Source organism: Sphingobacterium nematocida (genome assembly GCF_900168125.1).
Classification (GTDB): Bacteria; Bacteroidota; Bacteroidia; order Sphingobacteriales; family Sphingobacteriaceae; genus Sphingobacterium; species Sphingobacterium nematocida.
The window spans coordinates 87096-111626 of the sequence record NZ_FUZF01000002.1 but is presented as its reverse complement, the minus strand read 5'-3'; the positions used below and the strand labels follow the sequence as shown (position 1 = coordinate 111626).

Here is a 24531-nt window from a genome sequence, read left to right as displayed (position 1 = left end):
ATCTATCTTTTTGCTTTTTAATTTTTACTTTTGACTTTTGACTTAGCAGAATGATACTAAGAGCTGAACATTTAATCAAGAAGTACAAACAACGTACAGTAGTAAACGATGTTTCTTTCCATGTAGAGCAAGGTGAAATTGTTGGTCTTTTAGGCCCCAATGGAGCGGGAAAGACAACTTCATTTTATATGATTGTCGGGTTAATCAAGCCTAATGATGGTCATGTGTTCCTTAACGATGAAGAAATAACTAAAGATGCCATGTATCAACGCGCTCAGAAGGGTATCGGGTACCTAGCCCAAGAGGCCTCTGTCTTTAGAAAACTATCCGTAGAGGACAATATTCTAGCTGTATTAGAAATTCACCACCCAAATAAGGAAGAGCGAAAAGCAAGACTAGAAGAATTATTAACCGAATTCAGTCTGCACCGTGTCCGTAAAAACCGCGGCGATCTACTCTCCGGGGGAGAGCGTCGACGTACAGAGATCGCAAGAGCGCTTGCTGCCAATCCACATTTCATCCTATTGGACGAACCTTTTGCAGGGGTAGACCCGATAGCTGTTGAAGAAATCCAAACTATCGTTGCCAAATTAAAAGCCAAAAATATCGGCGTGTTAATCACCGACCACAATGTGCAGGAAACACTCTCTATCACGGATCGTGCTTATCTCCTGACCGAGGGCAAAATCATGCTCACAGGTACTCCCGAAGAAATAGCAGATAGCGAGATGGCGCGAAAATTCTACCTGGGCCAAAACTTCGTCCTAAGGCGTAAAAAACTATAACCTGTAATAACAAGAACTATGGAACTATTGAATTCTATCTTCACATGGATCATGAAAAAGCGCATACATCAGATCGAGCTATTCATGAAATATCCACACGATGTGCAAGAAGAATGGTTTCAAAACTTGATATCGGCAGCAGAGGCCACCGAATGGGGCAAAAAATACGATTATAAAAGCATCCTCACACCGGAAGAATATAAAAAAAGGGTTCCAATTAGTGATTACGACGATATCAAAGGGTACATAGACCGTATGATAAAGGGCGAGCAAAATATTCTATGGCCTTCAGACATAAAATGGTTTGCCAAGTCATCGGGAACTACTTCAGACCGGAGCAAATTCATCCCTGTAAGTATGGAAGCGTTGGAGGAGTGTCATTATCAAGGCGGTAAGGATATGCTGTCTATTTATTGCCACAATAAGCCCGACAACAAGCTTTTCACAGGTAAATCAGTTGTTATCGGTGGATCGTCTCAAATTAACAACTTCAGTCCAGACTCTTATTATGGTGATTTATCGTCCATACTAATTCGGAACCTCCCCTTTTGGGCCGAATTTAAACGAACACCAAATCTAGATGTGACTTTAAACCCTAATTTTGAAGAAAAAATTGAACAAATAGCACAAATTACAATTAAAGAGGATGTGACAAGTTTAGCGGGAGTTCCAACCTGGAACATTGTCATGGCCAACAGAATCTTAGAAATCACCAAAAAGGACAATCTCTTAGAGGTATGGCCTAATCTAGAATTTTATGGACATGGTGGTGTTAGCTTCAAACCCTACCGCGAGCAGTTTAAACAACTGATTCCTTCAGAAGAAATGTACTATTTAGAAAACTATAATGCTTCTGAAGGGTATTTCGGGCTACAGGATCAATCAGATTCTGAAGACCTATTGCTCATGTTGGACTATGGTATCTATTATGAGTTTTTACCCATGGAACACCTGGAGGAGGATGATCCAAAGACTTTAAATCTGGATGAAGTAGAATTGGGAAAAAATTATGCGCTGATTATATCTACCAACGCTGGATTATGGCGCTATAAAATTGGAGATACGATCCGCTTCACTTCACTTTCTCCTTATCGCTTTCAGATTTCAGGAAGAACAAAGCAATACATCAATACTTTTGGTGAGGAAGTAATCGTGGACAACGCCGAGCAAGCACTTCAGGCTGCCTGTCGTGAGACAGATGCCAGCATCAGAGACTATACCGCAGGACCGGTATACTTTAAAGAAAATGAAGCTGGTGCACATGAATGGGTGATCGAATTTGAGAAAAAACCATCTGATTTTCAAAAGTTCTGCGAAATACTTGATCAGAAACTCCGTGAAATAAATTCCGATTACGATGCTAAGCGTTATAAAAACATGGCGTTGAACAAGCCAATTATCCATAGCGCTCCTACATCGACGTTTTACAACTGGATGAAGTCTAGAGGCAAATTAGGCGGACAAAACAAAGTCCCTCGCTTGTCGAATAATAGGGAATACCTGGACACACTCTTGGAGGTAATGCGCAATTCCTAATCCATCTTTTCCCGTAATTTAGCCGCCTTTTCACCCAGATCTCCTTCTGCAGGAATTTTATTCAAACACATCTTGGCATTATCAAAATCACCCTTTTCGTAATAAGCAATAGCCAAATAGTAATTAGATTCTAATGCAAACACCGATGGGCCACTCGCTATCGGAGATAATAGATCAACAGCATTTACCCATTTTTTTGCACCTATATAACTCAATCCTAAATAATACTGATATTGTATCTGCTCGGGATCACGCTCAAATAAAACAGACAACAACTCTTCTGCAACGGTATATTGTCCCTCATTAAAAGCTGTCACAGCCTTCTCATAGGAAGTATTTTCTAACTCTCCACGAACAATTTCTGAACGCATTAAGGGCAGCTCATACGGTTCATTAGACCCTTTAAAGAAAAAAAGTGATCCCACTAAAAGAATACAAGCTGCTGCCACCACAGGAAACCATCTCTTGATACCGGTTGTCGATGATTTTGAGCCTTCTCTATAGCGCGCATTCACTTCAGCCAACGTTTTCTTTAAGGAGTCTTCCTGCACTGGCACTCTCCGATTTAGAATCTCATATACTTCGCGTTGTAGTGCAACCATATTTCTAAGCTCCTTGTCGACAGCAAGCCGGGCTTCAAACCGCATCAATTCCTCTCCATCTAGCAGTCCCTCAATATAATCCTGTATTTTCTCCGAATGGTTCTCCATTACTTTAAACTTTTGAAAATATTACTTTCTCTAACCTTTTTTACTAGGGTCGACATACATTCACTTTTTTTCTTACGCAAATAAGCATAACTAATCCCCAAGGATTCGGCTATTTTTTCCTGATGTTTCTCCACCATACATCGTCGTATTATATCTTGACAACTTTGTCCCATGGTATCCAATACCGTCATTACATAATTCTCTCTATCAATCTGTAATAACAGCTCTTCCCACTCCCCATATGATCTGTCCTCCACATATAATAAATCATTTTCGCTATTTGTTACCAGCATACGTTGTCTTTTTTTCAAGACGTTCAACCACTTACGCTTACACACCAAACTTAAAAATGCCAAAAAGCTTGTTGTTAACACGAAGTCCCTGTCCCGCGCCATATGGTAAATATCCACCAAAGATTCTTGTAAAATATCATATCCGTCATCTTCAGTTCCACTATTTTGTATGATCAGGGTAACAATTTGCTTTGCATATTTATTATATATAAGCTGTATACCTTTACTGTCATTATCCTTGAGATACTGAATATATACTTGGTCTATGTGCATTTAATTGGCCATTACGCTGTAAATTTAAAAATATTTCGGGTATAATAAAATTATCATGATTTTGAACCAGAGGTACGGTACCTTGATCGTAATGAAGGTAGGTATATTGCATATACAAAGAAATTTAATTATGTTTATTTAACATTAACAGCCCTATTATACCTTAAGGTAAGATTATGATGAAAATACGTTGGATTATTACCCTACTTTTCATATGTCAAAAAATTAATTTTCAATGGTCATATGGAATATCCAAATCACATTCATTCGTATTTATACGGCTACTGCTGTATGGATATTTCATACTGAATATCTCCTACGCCTCTGCGCAAAAAGACAGCACGATTGCACAAATAGACACCTTTGAAAGTAAAATAGATTTTCAACAACTTTCGAATGGGGTATTATTCAAACCTACTTTAAGGCCGCTAATACAGGTCCCCGGTGGGAGAGCTCCTTATTACAAGTACCTATGGGATTTTGGCGATGGTCACTTCAGTACACAAGCAGAGCCCATACATCAATATGCTAAGTCTGGTGAATACGAAGTATCACTTTATGCCATAAACAATTACGATGACGGGCCAAAACCTAAACGCCCTAAACGGAAAATTAAAAGTACAGTTCCTGAATCCGCATTGGCGCATCTTTCACCTAACAGTTTTGAGCAAAATTTCTTTGCTTCTAATGGTGTATTTCAAATTTTCAAGTTATCCGATGCTAAACCTGGGGAAGATATAGCATTAGTCCTTGGTGTACAAAACGCAGGAAAGAAAGGTAAAGTGTATCTACTCTCCAATGAAAAGATTGCAGGACTTAACGGTTTTCAATTCGCCCACCAAAGCACCTATTATCGGGAAAACATCGATAGCTTGATAAAAACTGAAACACTATCAAGTATGTGGGCCAGCGTAAAGCAGTCTACATTCACCAAGACAGGCTCTCCAGACTACGGTATCAAAGAGGTTTCAACCTTTCAAAACCAACAACAAGCTATCAACTATTTCAAAGACCTTTATAACACCTATAACTCTTTAACAGCCTACGATGTTGATCCCTCAAGTGGAGATCAACAATTTTCCTTGATTAATCTAGACGTAACCGAAGATATGTTGGTAGACACGAATGCCATTGTCACCATTACTGGTATATTCATACCAGAAGATGGCCTAGCGAATGTCCACCAAGTAGATATCCCTGTTGTAAAATCTCATGACCCCAACAAAATGTCTATAAAGCCTGCACGCATGAATTACCGATTTCAAAAGAAGCGTAAAAGTATGACCTACAAAGTACAGTTTCAAAATGATGGTGAAGGCGACGCGAAGAATGTTCGGTTAGAGATGCGCATCCCTGATGAGATTGTTAAAAACTCTTTTCAATTAAAAGCCTTATACCCCAAATGTGACAGCTGTGAAACCGAAAATAGCAAGGGATGTTACCGCTATTATGTAAAGGATGATGGCACCCTCATTTTCCATTTTAAAGATATATCGCTACCCGGTACAGCAGCAAAAGACATTACAGATATGGATAGCACAAAGGGATTTATTCTTTTTGAAGTGGAAACACAAAAAAAACTTAAGAACAAGTCATTTGACGCATACACCAATATCTATTTTGACAACAACCCTCCGATCAAAACCAATACCGCTACCACACGGTTCTTACGTACGCTATCCCCATTTATCACAATAGGAGCTACAAGTACTTTCGGCACACCAAAAGAGAATGAGCTCAGCCATAAATTTAAGACGGGTTATCAAATCGGATTCGGGATCGCTCCGACCGCTCCCTATCGCAAACCTTACTGGCAAATAGAGTTGTATACTAGTTATTTCAAAAGAGACAGTCATTTTCCTCGCAGAGATGAAAAAGGAGAACATCCTTATCTTATTGATGGAAAAACCAACTATTTTGTCTACAATGCGGTCAGCGATTTCGAAAACCGGGAATACCTAACACTACAGGTCCCCATACAGATCCGTTATAATTTCAACCCTTTCATTTCAATAGGAGCAGGCGCAAGTGCCCGAAAAGACTTTAATACCAAAGTTTCTGGACAGACGACATATTATCTCGAACGTATGGGGGCGAATGGGGTGATGGAAATCGCCCAGATGAGCGAACCCAAAGACTTACCTAAAACAAACAGCGCAATTAAGATAAATCCTTTTCTCGATATCAATATCGGGAGTGTAAATTTAGGTCCAGCACTTGGATTACGATTTGCCTATGACAAACAACAACAATGGAATGGTGGGATCTATGGTATATTTCGTTTTTAACACATGAAATATTTGTGGTTCTCTTTAGGCCTATTTCTGCTGATTGCTTGTAACAGAACTAATCCCGATAGTCTCAAAAAACCAGAACCAGGCTTTAGTGAGTATCAGTCGGATTCTATCTTTGAGGCTTTTGAGGCCGTCGCTTACGAACATCCAGAGTTATATGTCAACAATCCAGATTCATTTCTTAATAATTTACCGAAGAGTCCCGAGAGTCCTTACCAAAAACAAATGTACGCCTACGGTCTTATATTTATGGGATACGAACTTCTTCAACATGGCGATAATTTCGAAAGTATCAAGTATTACGAAAGGGCTTATGACTATGTGAAGTCGAATAAAGTGGAGGTGGATAACATAAATACGGAACTAATAAAGCCAATAGCCAATTTGTACATTCGGATTAATGACACACAAAAATCAATAGCATTACTAAAGACAGCACTAAAACAAACATCAGTCGATCATGAAATTGTAGGACTGAGTAACAATCTAGCCAATGCTTACCTATACAACTCCGAATTAGATAGTGCCAAAAACGTGTTGCACCAAGCATTAATTAAGCCCAGTAACAGTCTATCAAAAGCATTACTGTACAATACGCTTGCATCTGCATACGGAGCACAACAACATAAAAAGGAGAGTATTTATTACAACAACCTTGCTATTTCTAACTTTGAAAAGAACAATTTAATCGGAGACACCTTACTTTGGTATATTTCGGCCATAGCACTTAAAGGAGACCTGATGCAAGATAATACATACCACGATCGAGCCATCGAACTCGTAAAAAGAAAATTCCCTAATGACCAAAATAGACTTAAAGCTAAACTAACATTAAATAAAGGAAATATTTTGTTCAAAAAGGAAGCACACAATACTGCTTTAGAAACATACGATCAAACACTCCGCTATTTTAGTTCTCAAAAAAAGGCATATATCCTAGACTACACCTTTACCCAAGCTCTTTTAGGCAAAGCCAACATCTTTGGACAACAACGTCAGATTGACTCTGCACTGTATTATTACGAGTGGGCTATTGAAAACGACTTTCGAACGCAACAACTCATCGTCAGTCCCAAAGACCAGTTACGCAACAATATCCTGAACAAAGAGACCATTGAAAATCTGATTTCGCTGGTGTTAAGTAATCAAAATATAAGCCGACAGACAGCCGTGGTTCAACAACTTCTTTGGTGTATCGAACTAAGCAAAGCGCGGCTATTAATTAATGAAATTAACCGATCCGAAGATTGGATAGGGGCTTCTGAAGAAACAAAAAAGGGAATCCAGACTATTCGAGGGCTCTATCATCAGATAGACACATCTACAGATCAAAATGACAAAAGAAAACTATCTAAGCGGATACAGCAAGTTATGATAGAATTTCAGTTATCAGAAAAGTATTTTGAAACGATACGATTTGAACCACAAAAAGCTGATTTCCTCAAGCAATTGAACAAACCTAATAGTGACTTCTACACGTACTTCATCCACAATGATAGCAGCATAAGTATTATCCATAAATCAAGACAAAATCTCCAGTTCAAAAGAACAAATACAGCAGAACCTTTGGCACGTCTCCTTGTTTTCAAAGATAAATACTTTGGAAGCAGTCCCAATAATTACAATCGCAACCCGCAGGAATATAATCTTGAAGCACAATATTTGACAGAAGAACTCCTTCCAAACATCACAGATGCACAGCGCAATATTTTCGTATCCTTGGATGGACAACTGTACGGCTTTCCTTTTGATGCGCTATATAACAATGATTTTTTAGTGAAGACTCATAATTTTGCTTATTTAAATTCCTTTCTACTATTTAACTTTTTAACGGCTAAGCCCCAGACTAAATCTGACATAGCATTGATGTACCGTTCTGTTTATCCCAAACCTCTCCCTGATCTCCAGTTTGTTCAACAAGAAGTACAAAATATAGCCAAGCGATACGTTGTAAATAAAATCAGCCCTAGAAAACAAACCGATACTATAATACGTGAACAATTCGCACGATCCAATGTAATTCATATCGCAGCACATACCATACTGGATACGACAACTGCACCGATTATATACCTGGATCAACCAATTTCTACCAACCAACTCCGGTTCTATGAAATGAATACACCGCTGGTATTCCTTTCTGCATGTAATACGGGACACGGTCGCCCCCTTCCCTCAGAAGGTACAGAGAGTATACAACGGGTATTTTTGAGTAAAAATGTGCCTTCAGTTGTATCAACATTTTGGTTTGCAAATGATGAAACCATGCTAAACATAACTACGTCATTTTACAAACACCTCTTTGAAAACGAAGATCCGATTAGCGCACTGGCAGAAGCAAAACGAACATACTTAAAATCTGTAGGGTCGGTTCAACAAAACCCTTGGTATTGGGCCAATATCAACTATACTGGAATCGGAAATAAAGTAGGCTTGAAAAAACGATCAAACCTACCTTATTTTATTATCGGGTCGCTAGCACTTCTCGCACTAGCGATCCAATATCCTGTGAGGCTATGGTTTTACAAAACGTTTGAAAATAAAGACAAAAAAACCTGCAATAAAACTTAATAGACTAATTTGCTTATAATCTTCGTCGCGATACCAAACTTCTTCTTCAATCTTCTCTTTCATATGTATAAAATTTGATTTTCAGTTGTCATATGGAATATCCATTTTTTATTCATTCGTGTTTGTGTAGTCTCTGCTACATGGATATTTCATAGGTGTATAAATATTTCGTGATCCGTCAGTTGACGGATCGGTTTGATTTTCAGTTGTCATTAATTTGTTCCGATAAACCGACTAGCTCCTTACTCCGGTTTATCGGAATTTCATATCTGCTACTTCATATATGCCAACACTTTGATTTCAGTCCTTCTATTTTCTTGATGCATTTCTTCAGAACATTCAACACCGTTTCCACAATTATTCAATAATTTGGATTCTCCATAGCCTTTAGCAATTAATCTATCCTTCGCAATTCCATTGTCGACTAAATATGCGACAGCGGCATCTGCTCGACGTTGAGAAAGCTTTTGGTTATAAACACCGTCGCCCCGACTATCGGTATGACTTGAAAGTTCTATGCGCAGGCTTGGGTTCTGCTTCATTATGGTGACTACATTATCCAAGACCAATGCTGCGTCGGAACGAATGTTACTTTTATCAAAATCATACAAGATATTTTTCAACACCCAACTCCCATCTTTTTCCAAATCGCATACTCCTAATTTTAACGTAACGTACAATGTTTGACTACGATCTAATCCCTTTGTAGTGACCAACTCGGTTTGCGAATATCGTCCCTGTTGATTGGCTACAACGGTAAAATCCGCTTGAGGATCCAACTGATAAATAAACTTACCCTCAGCATCGGATATTTGACTTGAGTTGATTCTATTGCCACTATTAGTCAACACTGTATTAATATTTGATAGATTACGTTCCACCGCACAGTCAAACGTCTCTCCAATCAGTGTAAACCGCGGATCGTCATGAAATATTTCCTTAAAGATTACTTTGCTGTTCGTATTAAAATCAGCGTCCGTCAAGATCAACAACGGAGTCCTTATTCCATTTTTCTCTCCCATCACTTCGTATGTTCCATTTTTGACCGCGGTCAACTTGGTTGCCAACCCGTCGGCATCCGTTGTTGATTTCTCCTTTATATCTGGACCATCAATAGACACGACGACTCCACTCAACGCCAAATTAGTCTGTTTATCCCGTACCATAATCTGTAGATCTTTTGACTCCATTTTAGACTGAACAACTTCATCGTATCTTGGCTTGTCTGGCGCGATCAAAGGACCTTCAACTGGTTTGGATTTTCCAAACATGTATTTAACTCCCACCCCGGCCTGTATGGTTTGATGGAATGTGTGACGTACGACCGGAACCTCCTCATAATGGTCTAAGTATCCTTTAATCGTGGTTGTTGACACAATAGGATTAGCTGTTTCTACACTCTGCTTTACGGTAAATTTACTCGCTTTACCGCCAAACTTGGCACCAAAGGTTTGTACATAATCAATATGCGCAAATACAGCAAAATTAGACCCTATCCTATAATTGAATCGCAGCCCACCAAGCCCTGCCCAACTATTTGCCTTGTTTGTAGAGTCATTATCAGTAGATTTAATTGGATAATCATAGCTACCTCTGGTATCTGAATAACTCAGTGTACGTACATACTCTGGGAAATACTGTATCATGACTCCTCCACGTACATACGCTTCGGCATGAAACCTATTCTTGGTAACTTTATAAGTTGGACCTAAAGTGAAAAGGTAATCCTCAAACCAATCATCATTCTTATACTTGGTAGAGATACTCCCATTTTCAAAATAAAAGCTATCCATTTTGGATATATCATTACGTATATACCGTGCATCGATTCCTAATCCAAATCTATTTCCATTGAAATACTTGTCGACAAACAATCCCGAGTAAAAACCAGTCTTAACTTCGCCAATCTCTTTGTATTTCTTAATGGGAAAGCTTGCCCCTCCCTGAACACCAATTTGCAGGTCTCCTTTCTCCTGCCCTTGAACATTTGCTAGAAATGTAATTCCGAATAACATTAATGCGAGTAAAAGTCTTTTCATATTCTTTTATTTTTAGTTTACAATCTGTTTTTCCTCCTTTAGGATTCACTTTGTTATTGATATATAATCTCGATTTGTTATTTGTTACCCATTAAATGAAAAAAATCAACGTTTTTTTTTCCTAACTTGCGACTTTCAAAAACTATATCATTGATATGAGCGCGGCAGATCAAATTTCAATTCGCGTAGAGCCAACTAAAGAATCAAGACTCTCGCAAGTAGACTTTAACAATTTAAAATTCGGACAGATTATGTCAGACCACATGCTCGTGGCCGAATACAATAATGGAGAATGGACAGAGATAAGCATTGTGCCTTATGGCGATATCGCTGTCAGCCCTTCTATGTCTGCATTACACTACGGACAGGCTATATTCGAAGGAATTAAGGGTTATAAATTTGAGGATGGTACGGTGAGTATCTTCCGCCCGGACAAAAACTGGGAACGTTTCAATAAATCGGCAGCACGCTTACAAATGCCCGAAGTTCCTGAACATATATTCTTGGATGGATTGAAGAAACTATTAGATATTGATCGTAATTGGATTCCATCAAAAGAGGGAACAGCCTTATACATACGTCCATTTATGTTTGCTACGGAAGCAGCACTTGGTGTACACCCTTCTATATCATACAAATTTATCATTATCACTTGTCCGGTAGGTGCTTATTACAGCAAACCTATATCGTTAAAAGTAGAAACACATTATACACGGGCTGCTGAAGGTGGTGTTGGGTTCTCGAAAAATGCGGGTAACTATGCGCTTTCTTTATACCCTACCCAGTTGGCTAATGACGAAGGTTATGATCAAATAATGTGGACAGATGCTGCAGAGCATAAATATATTGAAGAGGCAGGAACCGCCAATTTGATTTTCCGTATTGGAGACACGATCATTACGCCACATGGAGATACTATCTTACATGGTGTAACACGACGAACCATCATGGAGTTGGCCGACAAATGGGGTTACAAAACAGAACAGCGAAGAGTATCCGTTCAGGAATTGATCGATGGCATCCAGAATGGTACAGTAACGGAAGCTTTCGCCGCTGGTACCGCTGCAACAATTACACATATAGATCGTATCGGATTTGAAGGCAACAATTATACTTTACCTCCGGTAGAAGGGCGAGAATTCTCATTGAAAGTACTGGATTATTTAAATCAGCTACGTTACGGTAAAATCGAAGATCCTTTTGGCTGGAACTTTATCGTTTAAATAGAAAAACAAAGAGCAAAGATTTCGAAATCTTTGCTCTTTATCTTTACACCCTTGCCTCGATAAATGTAATAATAGCGTCCTTATCCTCCGGTTCAAACCATGTTGTACCACCATATTTCTTGAACCAGGTAATCTGCCGCTTGGCATAACGTCTTGAATTTTGCTTTATTTTATCAACCGCTTCCTCAAATGAGATTTTATGTTCAAAAAAATCAAACATTTCTGCATAACCTACCGTAAGTAAGGCTGGTTTATGACGATAAGCCATCAATGATTTTACCTCTTCTTCTAATCCCATCTCAATCATTTGCTCTACACGTAGGTTAATCCGATCGTACAATTTACTTCGCTCGACATTCAGACCAACCGTGATCACATCAAAAGGTCTTTGGGAAAAGTTCCTCTTCTGGTAATACGACATAGGCTTACCTGTAGCTTCATAAACTTCCAAAGCTCTAATAACACGCTGTGGATTATCTATATCTGCTATCGAATAATAACCTGGATCCACTTCTTGGAGACGCTGCTTTAAGACCGAAAGCCCTTGTTCTTCAAACAATGCGTTTAGCTGTCCACGAATACCTTCAGGCGCTTTGGGCAGATCGTCTAGACCTTCAGTAAGTGCGCGGACAAAAAGCCCTGACCCACCTACAGCTATCACTACATCATGTGTCTCAAATAATCTATTTAATAAGCTCAAAGCTTCTCTTTCATAATCCCCTGCCGAATACTCTTCGTGTACGGAATGAGAATCAATAAAATGATGAACAGCTGCCCCCAACTCTTCTAGGCTTGGCTTGGCAGTACCAATGGTCATCTCTTTATAAAACTGCCTAGAATCAGCGGATAAGATTTCTGTCTTGAAATGTTGAGCTAAAAAAATAGCCGTAGCTGTCTTCCCTACAGCTGTAGGACCTACCACTACGACCAAAGTCTTTTTCTTCTGATTATCCACTGTAATCGCTATCAACACATTATTAAGACAACCGACTAATAGTCCTCATCTTGAGATCCGAATTCTTCTTTTTCAGTATCGTCATCCCCTTCCTCATCGTCGCCATCCATAGTTTCATAATCATCATCCTCATCTACACCGTATTCTTCAGCACCTTCAACCTCTTCTACATAGTCATCATCGTCCTCCGTCTCTGTAGAAACTGGAAAATTAGCTGCAGCAATCATTTTAGGGGCCTGTCCCACAGATTTAAAAATTGCCGGGTATTCCTTCCCTTCTTCTTCTTTTAAGATCTTTACCAATTCGACGTGAAAATCATAAGGCCGATCAAAATTATAGATGTAGTAAAATTTCTGATGTGGATCATCAATAAATTTACTCAATCGTATGTTTTCCATTAAAAGTACACCAGCATCGACTTTACGTTGTGCGGGCTTTAATGCAATTTCAGTGCCTTTTTTCCACTGGTCGTTACTCACATAAAAAGAGGAAGAAGTATCCGTTTGATACCCTGTGCTCTTATGAATCTCTTGGTGCAACTCCATGAATGTACTTTTTGAAGGCATATCTATGTCCCGATATACATCTTCATAATCTTCAAACGTTACTCTAAATCTATAAATTGCCATATATCAAAATTGAAAATAAGCCAGCGCTTATCCAAGTGTAAAAATATAAATTATTTCGATGTCCCTATGGACAATCTTTGCTTTGGTTCTAAGTTAAGTATCTTGGCTCGAGCCACCATAAATTCATAAGCAGCCTCTCTCTCATTAGGAATGTCACCTTCTAAAATAGCTTCTCGGATTGCATTCTTAATGATACCGACCTGCTTTCCGGGTCCTAATCCAAAGACATGCATGATATCTTCTCCCGTCACTGGCGGCTGCCAGTTTCGCAGGTGATCTCGTTCCTCAACGTCCTTTAATTTCTGTTTAACCAGCTCAAAATTGTCTCGGTATTTCTTCTTTTTAAACTCGTTTTTCGTCGTTACATCAGCGTGACAAAGTAGCATTAACGCATCAATGTCATCTCCTGCTTCAAATAATAAGCGACGTACCGCTGAATCACTAACAATATCTTGTGCCAATACGATAGGTCTAAGATGGAGTTGTACCAATTTCTGGACAAACTTCATTTTCTCATTCAGCGGTAATTTTAACTCCGCAAAGAGCTTAGGTACCATACGAGCACCCTTGTCTTCATGGCCGTGAAAAGTCCATCCGACTTTTTTGTCAAATCTCTTGGTTGCAGGCTTAGCAATATCGTGCATAATAGCCGCCCATCGCAACCACAAATCATCAGAAAGTTCGGCTACATTATCCAAAACTTCCAAAGTGTGGTAAAAATTATCTTTATGACCTCGTCCTTCCACAATCTCCACGCCATGCAATTGGCACATCACAGGGAATATGAGTTCTAACAATCCCGTATCAAAAAGATAACGAAATCCAATAGAAGGTTTCGGTGCTAAGATAATCTTATTAAGTTCATCCGTAATCCGCTCCTTGGATATGATTTTGATCCGCTCTTTGTTATCGACAATGGCTTGTATGGCCCTAACATCGATCTTGAAATTCAATTGCGTTGCAAATCGTATGGCCCTCATCATGCGCAAAGGATCGTCAGAAAAAGTTTCCGTAGGGTCCAAGGGTGTACGAATAATACGTCTTTCTAAATCACCAAGCCCATCAAAAGGGTCAAGGAGCTCTCCAAAAGAAGCCCCATTTAAAGAATAAGCCATTGCATTGATCGTAAAATCGCGTCGATTTTGATCATCAGCGAGGGTACCGTCTTCAACAATTGGTTTGCGCGAATCCCTTCGATACGATTCTTTTCGGGCACCTACAAATTCAACATCCAGTCCCTCGTATACCAGCATAGCTGTACCGAAAGACTTATATAACACAACTTTAGTGTTCAACTGTTCCCCTAACAGGGTCGCAAACTCAATCCCGGAGCCAATCACCAAAATATCTACATCATATTTAAAAGGTCGCCCCATAATCCGGTCGCGAACATAGCCGCCAATTACATAGCATGCTGTATCCGTTTTATCGGCCAAATCTCTAATAATGGAAAATATAGGGTGTTGCAATTGTTCTATCATAGCTTGCGCATACAGACCTAGAAGTCTAACAAGTCACAAAAGTACTTATTTTAAAAGAATATTCTAAAAGATAAACAGAGTTAATTCAATGACAAGGTTAATCTCTATCTCTGGAAAGCTTACGGAATGCCAAAGGATTTGCGCTTAACTCAACCTGCTCTCTCCTATTCTTTACAATATGTACTGCTGTAAAAATAGCTTCCAAAAAAGACTCATGCGAGGCCATGTTCCGACCTGCAATGTCATATCCAGTACCATGATCAGGAGATGTTCTTACTATAGGAAGGCCAGCCGTGTAATTAACCCCCTTACGATCCGCGATGTGCTTAAATGGAATAAGTCCTTGATCGTGATACATAGCAAGTACTGCATCAAACTTCTGATAAGCATCAGATGCAAAGAAGCCATCGGCAGGGTAAGGGCCAAAACAAAGTATGCCTTCTGCATTTGCTTTTGTAATAACCGGTCGAATGATTTCATCATCCTCGACCCCAATTACGCCATTATCACCCGCATGTGGGTTCAGTCCTAAAACAGCAATTTTTGGCTTTTGAATCCAAAAATCCTTTTTAAGACTGGCATTCATTAATCTTAATTTTTTTAGTATCCCCTCTTCCGTAATCTGTGCGGCGACATCTTTGATAGGGACGTGTCCTGTCACTACACCTACACGAAGATCGTCGCAAAGCATAAACATAAGTACATCCTCGGAACCGGACTTCTCTTGAAGATATTCCGTATGTCCCGGGAACCGAAATCCCTCTTGTTGTATATTGTGCTTATTTATTGGCGCTGTCACTAAGGCATCTATCTTTCCTGCATTAAGGTCTTCGACGGCTTTCTCCAACGAGAGAAACGCATACTTTCCCCCAATTTCATTTTCCTCACCTAATGTTATTTTAACATCTTCTTGCCAACAATTAATAATATTGGCACGCTTTGGGTTAGCTTGATCAGCACTTTGTATAACATTAAAACTAAAGTCATTAATGTTATTTGCTTTACGATGAAATGAAGCATTTTTGGTATTACCGTAAACAATAGGTGTAAAATATTCTAAAACGCGACTATCCAACAAAGATTTGATAATCACTTCCATTCCTACCCCATTCAAATCGCCAACACTAATACCTACTTTCAATTTTTCACTCATTACATTAAAGCATTTTATACTCAAAAGTAACAAAAATTAGGCAATGAAAAATACTCTAGAGTCGAAATTATACCTTTTATCCACAAAACACAGTTGTTACAGAATCTTTATTCTAAACATTCATGACGTTTTTTGTACTTTTGGTCTTTGAGACTTTTCACTTTTTGACATTTCACATGAGTACCGTACGCGCTAAAAAACACCTTGGACAACATTTTCTAAACGACAAGAATGCCGCACAGCGAATCGTTGAAGCCTTGGACCCATCATTAGGTTTCACACAAGTATTAGAAGTTGGTCCAGGTATGGGGGTTCTCTCTGATTTTCTTTTACAAAAAACAGCATACGACACTTACCTAATTGATGTAGACGACGAATCCATTGAATTTTTAGCAGAAAAGTATAGTGAACTGGGAGACCGTTTGATCCATGGTGATTTCCTTGCCCTAGATTTCTCCAAATATTTTGGAGACAAAATGGCTATTATAGGTAATTTCCCATATAATATCTCCTCCCAAATTCTTTTTAAAATTCTAGACGAGAGACAGCGTGTCATCCAAATGGCCGGTATGTTTCAGAAAGAAGTTGCTGAGCGCTGTGTCGCTAAGCCAGGTAGTAAAGAATATGGAATCCTTAGCGTCTTTTTACAAGCGTACTATAAAGTAGAGTATCTTTTCACGGTCAAAGCTGGAGCCTTCAATCCTCCTCCCAAAGTACTTTCGGGCGTCATGCGTATGACACGCAATGAAGTAGAAAAATTAGACTGCGATGAACAACTATTTTGGAAAGTAGTAAAGGCGGGATTCAATCAGCGTCGAAAAACATTGCGAAATGCCCTTTCTGCAGTGGTCGTCAAAGATAAAATGAGCGATAATCCACTATACGAATTACGGGCCGAACGTCTTACTGTAGCCGATTTCGTTCAGCTTACTAACGAAATATTCAACGCGAGATAGAAGAAAATGATTACCGACAGCGAATTTCTGATTATAGGCGGAGGGGTGGCAGGTCTAACAACCGCTATTGCACTTCAATCTATTAATCGTGAATTTGTATTAGTTGAGCAACGTCAGGTACTTCGCGGTATAGGAGCTGGCTTTGGACTCGCGGCCAATGCCATGCAAGCCCTTGATTTATTAGGTTTAAAAGAAGAAATCGAAAAGATAGGCTATTACCTGGACAACTACCATATCCTTAGTGAAAAGGGCGATATTCTTTTCAAACCAGACACAAACCGGATATCAAGTCGGTATAACCAAAAAAACTTCGCTATACACCGCGCAGATTTACACCAGCACTTATTATCTAAAATCCCAACAGAGAAGATTCTACTTGGCAGGCGAGCTGTAAAATTAGAACAGGAATCTAATTTGGTTCGTGTCTTTTTTGAGGACGGGACTGTCCATACCGCAAAATATCTTTTGATCGCAGATGGAGTCAAATCTTTATTAAGACAACAACTAGTACCGTCATCAACACCTCGCTTTGCCGGATATACCTGCTGGAGAGCTACTATCGATAATTCCAAAATCAAATTAAGTACAGGTTTTGAAACCTGGGGAAAGGCTGGCCGATTTGGCGTCACCCCATTGGTTGGCAATCGAATTTATTGGTATGCCTGCGTCAATGGAAAACCCAACGATTCGTACTTAAAAAACACTACGGTAGTGGATCTGTACAACAGATTTATCGGCTACCATGATCCTATTCCAAGAATACTTCAAGGAACAAACAATGAGGACCTTATTTGGAGCGATATCATTGACATTAAACCATTAAACCATCTAGCCTACCACAACATTTTGATCATTGGCGATGCCGGACATGCTACCACTCCAAACATGGGACAAGGTGCTTGCCAAGCTATTGAAGATGTGGCTGTACTCACCGATGAATTAAAAAAGAACAAAACAACGATTGATGCCTTTCAATCTTTTGAAAAGAGGCGATTGGCGCGAACGCATTATATCACCGAAACTTCAAGACAAATTGGAGAAGTAGCCCAATGGGAGCACCCTTGGTCCATCGCCATTCGTAACACCTTGGCCAAAGCCCTCCCTAACCGTGTCAAACAGTATAGTTTATCCAAGCTACTTTCCAAAGATTTTATGAAGGAAAACAATTAAAAAACACCTATGAAAATTCTTATTGTAGACGATATACACGAGGTATTACTAGAAAAACTGGACCTGTCAAACATCCTGTACGACTACCAACCGGATATCAAAAGGGAAGAGGCAGAACAATTGATTCCTCAATATGAAGGATTGATCATACGATCCAAATTTCAGGTTGATCAAAAATTCATTGATTTAGCCCCTCAACTTCAATTAATTGGACGAGCAGGAGCTGGTATGGACAATATTGATGAGGAATATGCCACGGCAAAAGGGATTACTTTAATCTCCGCCAACGAAGGGAATCGAGATGCTGTAGGCGAACACATGATTGGTATGCTTCTTAACTTAATGAACAACTTAAATCGCGGCGATAGCGAAATCAGGCAAGGCGAGTGGCTTAGAGAAGAGAACCGGGGTTTTGAGCTCATGGGCCGTACGGTGGCACTTATTGGCTATGGCAACAATGGTCAGGCCATGGCAAAAAAACTATCTGGATTTGGTGTCAAGATATTGGCTTATGACAAGTACAAAACTGGATTTTCAGATGAGTATGCCACCGAAGCTTCTATGGAAGAAATTGTTAAACAGGCTGATGTATTAAGTTTTCATATTCCACTGACTCGCGAGACCAAAGGGCTGGTTGACGATGAGTACCTTTTTCATTTTCGGAAACCCTTATTCTTTTTGATGGGAGCTCGTGGCGGAATTGTTAATATTCCTTCTGTTTTAAAATATCTTGACAATGGAAAAATCCTTGGAGCGGCATTTGACGTGCTACCTGTTGAGAAATTTCCAGCACTATCCCATCAAGATTGGTACCTCAACCTTATCAGTCGAGACAATGTCTTACTAAGTCCGCATGTCGCAGGTTGGACTTTCGAGAGTTATTATAAATTGTCTGCAATTCTTGCTGACAAAATAACGGAAACTCTAAACAAAAATTAACACACAGAAATATTGAGCCAATAACGCTATATCCAACAGGTACACCTGGTGATAGCCTGCCTTTTTGCGAAACAGGATGAAATGTAGTGCAATTGCAATAAGGACATCGGTTAGTATAATCCCCCCTTTGATAGCTGGATCAAAGGGCGAAAAATACAACAGTAAAATGTGAATGACAATTAAAAAATAACATAGCAGTTTCGCTTTCTTCTCCCCGATTAGATGTGGAATAGTCTTCAAATGGTAATAGGAGTCTTGTTCCATATCTCTGATATCAAATGGCAAAGTACATATAAGCAAAAATAGTATTTTCAACAAACCCAGCGCATTAGCCACCGGCCAATCCATCGGTACCCCAGCGCCCCACATCTCTATCACAGGAAGTCCAACGCTACTCAACGACCAGACAACCGCTATATGAAAAAGCTTAAGTCCAGGAACCTGACGTAGACCGCCGGATCTCCCTCCAATACGTAAAATAGGTAAACTATAAGCAACACTCACCAATCCTACAAAGCCTAAAAATATCCACGTATAAAAATGCACATGCCACAAACAAAAAATAAGAAGTAATGCAGCGACAAGATTATTCATCCAAAATAAACCTTCATGACCAAAAACCCACCTCGTCCGCAGATAAGGAGACTTTTGTGGTTCTTTCGGTTTGGATAGGAACAAACTAAAATTATACAACAACAGGGTAGCTCCCCCTTCGATCCCTATGACATACCAGTTAGAATCTTGCTCCAAAACAACATAAGTCAGCAGGCATTGTGCAATTGCCGCCATAGCAATCAGAAGATTACTAAAAATAACAAAATGGTAGATTGTCTTGAATTGATTCATCCCTTTTCTTTACGCTAATTTACAGAACAAATTCTATTGCTTGTTGTGATAAAAATTAGTTTTTAAGAGCAAAAAAAATTAAATTAGCCTTACAACAGGCTCTTTTACAGTTATCAATAAATAACTGGCTGTTTTGAATAACAAAAGTAAATATAATATAGACCTATACTAAAAATTACAAGTAAGAAATGAGTTTTCAAATTAAAAACTTTGAGGAGTATCAGGATGCTTATAAGAGAAGCGTCGACAATCCAGAGCAATTTTGGGGGGAAATAGCTGAAAATTTTTTCTGGAAGAGAAAATGGACTAATGTGCTTAATTGGAACTTCACAGAGCCAAGCATTAAATGGTTTGAAGGTGGAAAACTGAATATCACAGAAAATTGCCTAGACCGTCATATCTACAAAAACGGAGATACTCCCGCTATTATATGGGAGCCCAACGATCCATCAGAATCACATCGTATTCTAACCTACAAACAACTATTGAGTAAAGTAGAGCAGTTTGCGACAGTATTAAAAAACAACAATGTACGCAAAGGCGACCGCGTGTGTATCTATCTACCAATGGTACCCGAATTGGTTATTGCTGTCTTGGCTTGTGCTCGTATTGGTGCTATTCACTCTGTTGTATTTGGAGGATTCTCTGCACAATCAATCGCTGACCGTATCAACGATGCGGAGTGCAAACTAGTTATCACTTCAGACGGGGGATTCCGTGGCAACAAAGTCTTAGAACTTAAATCAATTGTAGATGACGCACTGATGCAATGCCAATCTGTAGAAAAAGTAATAGTATTAACGCGAACCCGTACACCTATCTCCATGATAAAAGGTCGAGATGTATGGTGGGAAGACGAGATTAAGAAAGTCGAGACCCAGGGCAACCCAGCGTGTCCGGCCGAAGAAATGGACGCAGAAGATACGTTATTCATTTTGTACACATCCGGATCCACAGGCAAGCCAAAAGGTGTAGTGCACACTACAGCAGGCTATATGATCTATACCGGCTATACTTTTGCCAATACGTTTCAATACAAACCAGGTGAAGTTTACTTTTGTACAGCAGATATAGGCTGGATTACAGGCCACAGTTATATTGTGTATGGCCCATTATCCCAAGGTGCTACTTCCTTAATGTTTGAAGGAATACCAACCTTCCCGGATGCAGGAAGATATTGGGATATCGTAGACAAGTACAAGGTAAACATTTTGTATACGGCCCCTACCGCGATACGCTCTTTGATGGCGTTTGGAGACAGCTATGTTGACAACAAAGATCTTTCATCACTTCGTGTATTAGGATCTGTTGGTGAGCCTATCAATGAGGAAGCCTGGAACTGGTACAACGAAAAAGTCGGAAAAGGTAAATGCCCTATTGCTGATACATGGTGGCAAACGGAAAATGGTGGTCACTTAATTACTCCTATTGCAGGTGTAAGTCCACAGATCCCAGGCTATGCCATGCTACCATTACCAGGAGTACAGCCCTGCTTGATGGATGAAAACGGCAAAGAGATAGAAGGAAATGATGTTTCCGGGAATCTATGTATTAAGTTTCCTTGGCCGGGGATGCTTCGGACAACCTGGGGTGATCACGAACGTTGCAGACAGACCTATTTTGCTACTTACAAAGACATGTACTTTACCGGCGATGGTTGTTACCGCAGCCCAGAAGGATATTATCGTATCACAGGAAGAGTAGATGATGTATTAAACGTATCTGGTCACCGTATCGGGACTGCTGAAGTCGAAAATGCGATAAACATGCATGCAGATGTTGTTGAATCTGCTATTGTAGGCTATCCGCATCCAGTAAAAGGGCAGGGTATATATGCATATGTCATCGCAAATCATCATATCGACGCTGAAAAAACACGTCAAGATATTTTACAGACAGTGACCCGTCTGATTGGAGCAATTGCTAAACCAGATATCATTCAGTTTGTAACTGATCTACCAAAAACGAGATCAGGCAAAATAATGCGTCGCATACTGCGCAAAGTGGCTGAAGGCGAATTGTCCAGCTTAGGTGACACCTCGACATTACAGGACCCAACTGTAGTGCAGGCTATCATCGAAGGTGCTAAAGACTTTAAAAAATAACCAAAGTAGGGGGCCTATATTGGTCCCCTTTTTACTATTCTTCCTACATTTTCTTCAAAAAAACCTAAAAAAATAGCCGTTTTTTTACTATTTTTATGACTTTCCATTAAGTACGTATAAGCTTTCAGGCCCCTTTCGGTAAGAGCAAAGACATGAAAGTTCTTGATGATATCTATAGGAATTCCTATTGGAGGGGTTAGATGACATCGATTAAAAGAAATCAATAAATAGACATTTTCACAAAAAAGATAGATGCTATTAACTATATTATCGGGATTAATTTCAGCATGTTCGGTTGTCTTCATAGGCAAATATTTAAAATCTAAATGGAGTTTCATCCTCCCTATTTTGCCTACGGTTTTATTTTTATTTTTTGCGGGACACATCCCCTTAATATCTGGTGGCAACCAGCAGTTACAACACATTAATTGGGTTCCTTCATTAGGGGTTAATTTTGACTTCAAATTGGATGGTCTTTCCCTTTTATTCGCTTTATTAATCACCGGTATCGGCTCAGCAATTTTCATCTATGGTAGATCATACCTAAAAGGTCACATCTATTTCGATCGCTTTTTTGGATACCTACTCCTTTTTATGTCGGCGATGTTGGGTGTTGTTCTTTCGGACAATATCATTTTACTTTTTATTTTCTGGGAACTCACTAGTATTTCTTCTTTCTTTCTAATTGGTTTCAACAACGACAGCGCAGAGTCCCGAAAAAGTGCTCTCACAGCTCTTAGTATCACAGGATTAGGAGGATTTTTCTTATTAGCGTCATTAATTCTTCTCGGAAATATTTCAGGTACTTACAGTATTTCTGAAATGATCAATAGCAAAGAACTTATTTTAAACCACTCCTTATATCCACTAGTCATTGGGCTTTTATTTATAGGAGCTTTTACGAAGTCTGCACAGTTTCCTTTTCATTTTTGGCTACCAGGTGCCATGAAAGCACCTACTCCTGTTTCTGCTTATCTACATTCAGCAACTATGGTTAAAGCTGGGATTTATCTCTTGGCCCGTTTTACCCCTATACTGGGAGGTACAGATTATTGGAACTACACGTTAATGGTTATTGGCGGAATTACGATGCTTTACGCGTCTGTACATGCTCTTTTCCGAATTGACCTAAAAGGAATACTGGCATATTCGACCATATCTGCGCTTGGCATATTGACTTTTTTAATAGGAATCGGAACGCAAGAGGCATTCATCGCTGCCATGGTCTTTCTCTTAGCCCATGCATTGTATAAGGCTACACTATTCATGGTCACAGGTATCATAGATCATGAAACGGGAACACGTGACATCACCATATTATCGGGTCTAAAAACCGTAATGCCTCCAGTAGCTCTCGCGGCCGTGCTGGCGGCCCTCTCCAGTGCAGGACTACCTTTTACTTTTGGTTTTATCGGTAAAGATCTGGTTTATGAAGCGACACTTCACAGTCCGTGGAATGATTATATATGGGTACTTACAGGCCTAGCTATCGCAACCAACATCGGTTTAGTTGCGGCTGGATTTATGGCTGGTATCAAACCATTCGTTGGAAAGCTGCCCAGCCAATTTGAACACGTACATCTACCCAGCAAATCCTTATGGATCCCCCCGCTGTTATTGGCGTTATTGGGAATAGTCTTTGGCGTATTGCCGTCATTCGCAGGCACCTATTTAAGTATCCCTGCCGCTAGTGCCGTTGCTGCGACATTTTTCACAAAAAATCTACAGATCTGGCATTTCAACATAATTTTAATATTAAGTATTGCCACACTCCTCCTGGGTAGTATTGTTTATTTATTGAATAAACCCAGCCAATCTAAACTTCAACAGTTGGCTAGGTTTGACAATATATCGCCACAACGTATCATAACGGGATATGCAAACGATATTGTACGTTTTGCCAATTGGTTTACCAATCTGTTTCACAACGGATACCTAAGGTCGTACCACCTAAAGATTATATTATTCGCAGAGGCATTGCTTGCTTATAAACTCTGGGTCAGCGGTCCCATAAAATTAGATTTATGGACACTAACCTATCCCGACATTTATGAAGTCGTCATCGTCGCTGTATTGATTGGTGCTTTGTATATTATTGTCACAACCCCATCGAGACTGACGTCGGTTGTGTCAATGAGTGTCATCGGATACTGTATCTGTTTGATATTCGTAATCTACAGTGCCCCTGATCTAGCGATGACCCAATTCACCATTGATACTCTTTCAACCGTATTATTTGTACTCGTTCTGTACAAACTCCCGGGGTTCATCAATTTTGCTAGCAAAAAAATACTCTATCGCGATGCATTAGTATCCTTAGGTTTTGGTCTGACCTTATCCCTAATTGCGCTAAAAGCCTGGTCTGAACCTATATCTAGAGATATTTCTAATTTTTACGGAGAAAATGCTTATCTGCTTGCCAAAGGCAAAAATGTAGTAAACATAATTTTAGTAGATTTTAGAGGTATCGATACGATGTTTGAGACTGTTGTATTGAGTATTGCAGCTTTGGGGGTATATAGTTTAATTCGATTACGCTTAAAATCATCCGAAAGAGAATAAATGTTTAG

Annotated in this window: 18 protein-coding genes; 10 read left to right on the top strand and 8 right to left on the bottom strand. The window is 39.5% G+C overall.

Annotation, left to right across the window (positions count from 1 at the left end):
* The first annotated feature begins 50 nt into the window (after nucleotides 1-50).
* Together lptB and B5X76_RS02685 are read left to right on the top strand one after the other, a co-directional pair.
* Nucleotides 51-785: an LPS export ABC transporter ATP-binding protein gene (gene lptB / locus B5X76_RS02690; protein WP_079640977.1), complete on the top strand. Its 735-nt coding sequence runs from the start codon at nucleotides 51-53 to the stop codon at nucleotides 783-785.
* 18 nt (nucleotides 786-803) lie between these two features.
* Nucleotides 804-2321 (top strand): GH3 auxin-responsive promoter family protein, encoded by a 1518-nt coding sequence (locus B5X76_RS02685; protein WP_079640975.1) that lies wholly within the window; start codon nucleotides 804-806, stop codon nucleotides 2319-2321.
* Here the strand turns inward: B5X76_RS02685 and B5X76_RS02680 are convergent.
* Together B5X76_RS02680 and B5X76_RS02675 are read right to left on the bottom strand one after the other, a co-directional pair.
* Complete coding sequence (locus tag B5X76_RS02680) at nucleotides 2318-3031, bottom strand: tetratricopeptide repeat protein (protein WP_079640973.1); 714 nt, start codon at nucleotides 3029-3031, stop codon at nucleotides 2318-2320. The genes B5X76_RS02685 and B5X76_RS02680 overlap by 4 nt on opposite strands.
* A complete protein-coding gene (locus tag B5X76_RS02675) occupies nucleotides 3031-3597 on the bottom strand; it encodes an RNA polymerase sigma factor (protein ID WP_079640971.1) in 567 nt (188 codons plus the stop codon). Before B5X76_RS02675 ends, B5X76_RS02680 begins: the two co-directional genes overlap by 1 nt.
* A 176-nt stretch (nucleotides 3598-3773) precedes the next feature.
* On the opposite strand from B5X76_RS02675, the gene B5X76_RS02670 reads away from it, so the two are divergent.
* Nucleotides 3774-5885 carry a PKD domain-containing protein gene (locus B5X76_RS02670; RefSeq protein WP_079640969.1) on the top strand — a complete coding sequence of 704 codons (2112 nt, stop codon included), beginning with the start codon at nucleotides 3774-3776 and terminating at the stop codon, nucleotides 5883-5885.
* Between the two features lie 3 nt (nucleotides 5886-5888).
* Nucleotides 5889-8462 (top strand): CHAT domain-containing protein, encoded by a 2574-nt coding sequence (locus tag B5X76_RS02665; protein ID WP_079640967.1) that lies wholly within the window; start codon nucleotides 5889-5891, stop codon nucleotides 8460-8462.
* A 272-nt stretch (nucleotides 8463-8734) separates the two neighbouring features.
* Here the strand turns inward: B5X76_RS02665 and B5X76_RS02660 are convergent, their stop codons facing one another.
* A complete protein-coding gene (locus B5X76_RS02660; protein ID WP_079640965.1) occupies nucleotides 8735-10501 on the bottom strand; it encodes an OmpA family protein in 1767 nt (588 codons plus the stop codon).
* A gap of 155 nt (nucleotides 10502-10656) precedes the next feature.
* Between B5X76_RS02660 and B5X76_RS02655 the strand changes: the two genes are divergently transcribed.
* The gene (locus tag B5X76_RS02655) at nucleotides 10657-11724 is read left to right on the top strand and encodes a branched-chain amino acid aminotransferase (RefSeq protein WP_079640964.1); all 1068 of its coding nucleotides are present in this window, start codon (nucleotides 10657-10659) and stop codon (nucleotides 11722-11724) included.
* A gap of 46 nt (nucleotides 11725-11770) precedes the next feature.
* Here B5X76_RS02655 and miaA read toward each other — a convergent pair whose 3' ends face one another.
* The 4 genes from miaA to pdxA form a co-directional block, all read right to left on the bottom strand.
* On the bottom strand, nucleotides 11771-12700 hold the full coding sequence (gene miaA / locus B5X76_RS02650; protein WP_245800919.1) for a tRNA (adenosine(37)-N6)-dimethylallyltransferase MiaA: 930 nt from the start codon (nucleotides 12698-12700) through the stop codon (nucleotides 11771-11773).
* 17 nt (nucleotides 12701-12717) lie between these two features.
* Nucleotides 12718-13311, bottom strand: a complete 594-nt coding sequence (locus B5X76_RS02645; RefSeq protein WP_079640962.1) for an IS1096 element passenger TnpR family protein — start codon at nucleotides 13309-13311, stop codon at nucleotides 12718-12720.
* 50 nt (nucleotides 13312-13361) lie between these two features.
* Nucleotides 13362-14792 carry a CCA tRNA nucleotidyltransferase gene (locus B5X76_RS02640; protein ID WP_079640960.1) on the bottom strand — a complete coding sequence of 477 codons (1431 nt, stop codon included), beginning with the start codon at nucleotides 14790-14792 and terminating at the stop codon, nucleotides 13362-13364.
* A gap of 97 nt (nucleotides 14793-14889) precedes the next feature.
* On the bottom strand, nucleotides 14890-15945 hold the full coding sequence (gene pdxA, locus B5X76_RS02635) for a 4-hydroxythreonine-4-phosphate dehydrogenase PdxA (RefSeq protein ID WP_079640959.1): 1056 nt from the start codon (nucleotides 15943-15945) through the stop codon (nucleotides 14890-14892).
* A 176-nt stretch (nucleotides 15946-16121) separates the two neighbouring features.
* Here pdxA and rsmA point away from each other — a divergent pair, with 176 nt between their 5' ends.
* From rsmA to B5X76_RS02620, 3 genes are read left to right on the top strand one after another with little or no spacing between them, the layout of a single operon-like run.
* Entirely contained in the window at nucleotides 16122-16901 is a 780-nt protein-coding gene (gene rsmA, locus B5X76_RS02630) for a 16S rRNA (adenine(1518)-N(6)/adenine(1519)-N(6))-dimethyltransferase RsmA (RefSeq protein ID WP_079641587.1), read from the top strand.
* 6 nt (nucleotides 16902-16907) lie between these two features.
* Nucleotides 16908-18071, top strand: coding sequence for an FAD-dependent monooxygenase (locus tag B5X76_RS02625; RefSeq protein ID WP_079640957.1), 1164 nt, complete (start codon nucleotides 16908-16910; stop codon nucleotides 18069-18071).
* A 9-nt stretch (nucleotides 18072-18080) separates the two neighbouring features.
* Entirely contained in the window at nucleotides 18081-19010 is a 930-nt protein-coding gene (locus tag B5X76_RS02620) for an NAD(P)-dependent oxidoreductase (protein ID WP_079640956.1), read from the top strand.
* Here B5X76_RS02620 and B5X76_RS02615 read toward each other — a convergent pair.
* Nucleotides 18996-19856 carry a UbiA prenyltransferase family protein gene (locus B5X76_RS02615; RefSeq protein WP_079640954.1) on the bottom strand — a complete coding sequence of 287 codons (861 nt, stop codon included), beginning with the start codon at nucleotides 19854-19856 and terminating at the stop codon, nucleotides 18996-18998. The genes B5X76_RS02620 and B5X76_RS02615 overlap by 15 nt on opposite strands.
* A 188-nt stretch (nucleotides 19857-20044) precedes the next feature.
* On the opposite strand from B5X76_RS02615, the gene acs reads away from it, so the two are divergent.
* Together acs and B5X76_RS02600 are read left to right on the top strand one after the other, a co-directional pair.
* Nucleotides 20045-21961: an acetate--CoA ligase gene (gene acs / locus B5X76_RS02610; RefSeq protein ID WP_079640952.1), complete on the top strand. Its 1917-nt coding sequence runs from the start codon at nucleotides 20045-20047 to the stop codon at nucleotides 21959-21961.
* A gap of 252 nt (nucleotides 21962-22213) precedes the next feature.
* Entirely contained in the window at nucleotides 22214-24523 is a 2310-nt protein-coding gene (locus B5X76_RS02600) for a putative monovalent cation/H+ antiporter subunit A (protein ID WP_079640949.1), read from the top strand.
* Nucleotides 24524-24531: the final 8 nt, after the last annotated feature.

Excerpts from the sequence above, each read along its gene's own strand:
- acs (WP_079640952.1), top strand. The coding sequence starts at position 20,045 with ATGAGTTTTCAAATTAAAAACTTTGAGGAGTATCAGGATGCTTATAAG.
- B5X76_RS02645 (WP_079640962.1), bottom strand. The coding sequence starts at position 13,311 with ATGGCAATTTATAGATTTAGAGTAACGTTTGAAGATTATGAAGATGTA.
- B5X76_RS02675 (WP_079640971.1), bottom strand. The coding sequence starts at position 3,597 with ATGCACATAGACCAAGTATATATTCAGTATCTCAAGGATAATGACAGT.
- B5X76_RS02670 (WP_079640969.1), top strand. The coding sequence starts at position 3,774 with ATGATGAAAATACGTTGGATTATTACCCTACTTTTCATATGTCAAAAA.
- B5X76_RS02685 (WP_079640975.1), top strand. The coding sequence starts at position 804 with ATGGAACTATTGAATTCTATCTTCACATGGATCATGAAAAAGCGCATA.
- lptB (WP_079640977.1), top strand. The coding sequence starts at position 51 with ATGATACTAAGAGCTGAACATTTAATCAAGAAGTACAAACAACGTACA.
- B5X76_RS02665 (WP_079640967.1), top strand. The coding sequence starts at position 5,889 with ATGAAATATTTGTGGTTCTCTTTAGGCCTATTTCTGCTGATTGCTTGT.
- B5X76_RS02615 (WP_079640954.1), bottom strand. The coding sequence starts at position 19,856 with ATGAATCAATTCAAGACAATCTACCATTTTGTTATTTTTAGTAATCTT.
- B5X76_RS02640 (WP_079640960.1), bottom strand. The coding sequence starts at position 14,792 with ATGATAGAACAATTGCAACACCCTATATTTTCCATTATTAGAGATTTG.
- B5X76_RS02600 (WP_079640949.1), top strand. The coding sequence starts at position 22,214 with ATGCTATTAACTATATTATCGGGATTAATTTCAGCATGTTCGGTTGTC.
- pdxA (WP_079640959.1), bottom strand. The coding sequence starts at position 15,945 with ATGAGTGAAAAATTGAAAGTAGGTATTAGTGTTGGCGATTTGAATGGG.
- rsmA (WP_079641587.1), top strand. The coding sequence starts at position 16,122 with ATGAGTACCGTACGCGCTAAAAAACACCTTGGACAACATTTTCTAAAC.
- B5X76_RS02620 (WP_079640956.1), top strand. The coding sequence starts at position 18,081 with ATGAAAATTCTTATTGTAGACGATATACACGAGGTATTACTAGAAAAA.
- B5X76_RS02625 (WP_079640957.1), top strand. The coding sequence starts at position 16,908 with ATGATTACCGACAGCGAATTTCTGATTATAGGCGGAGGGGTGGCAGGT.
- B5X76_RS02660 (WP_079640965.1), bottom strand. The coding sequence starts at position 10,501 with ATGAAAAGACTTTTACTCGCATTAATGTTATTCGGAATTACATTTCTA.
- B5X76_RS02655 (WP_079640964.1), top strand. The coding sequence starts at position 10,657 with ATGAGCGCGGCAGATCAAATTTCAATTCGCGTAGAGCCAACTAAAGAA.
- B5X76_RS02680 (WP_079640973.1), bottom strand. The coding sequence starts at position 3,031 with ATGGAGAACCATTCGGAGAAAATACAGGATTATATTGAGGGACTGCTA.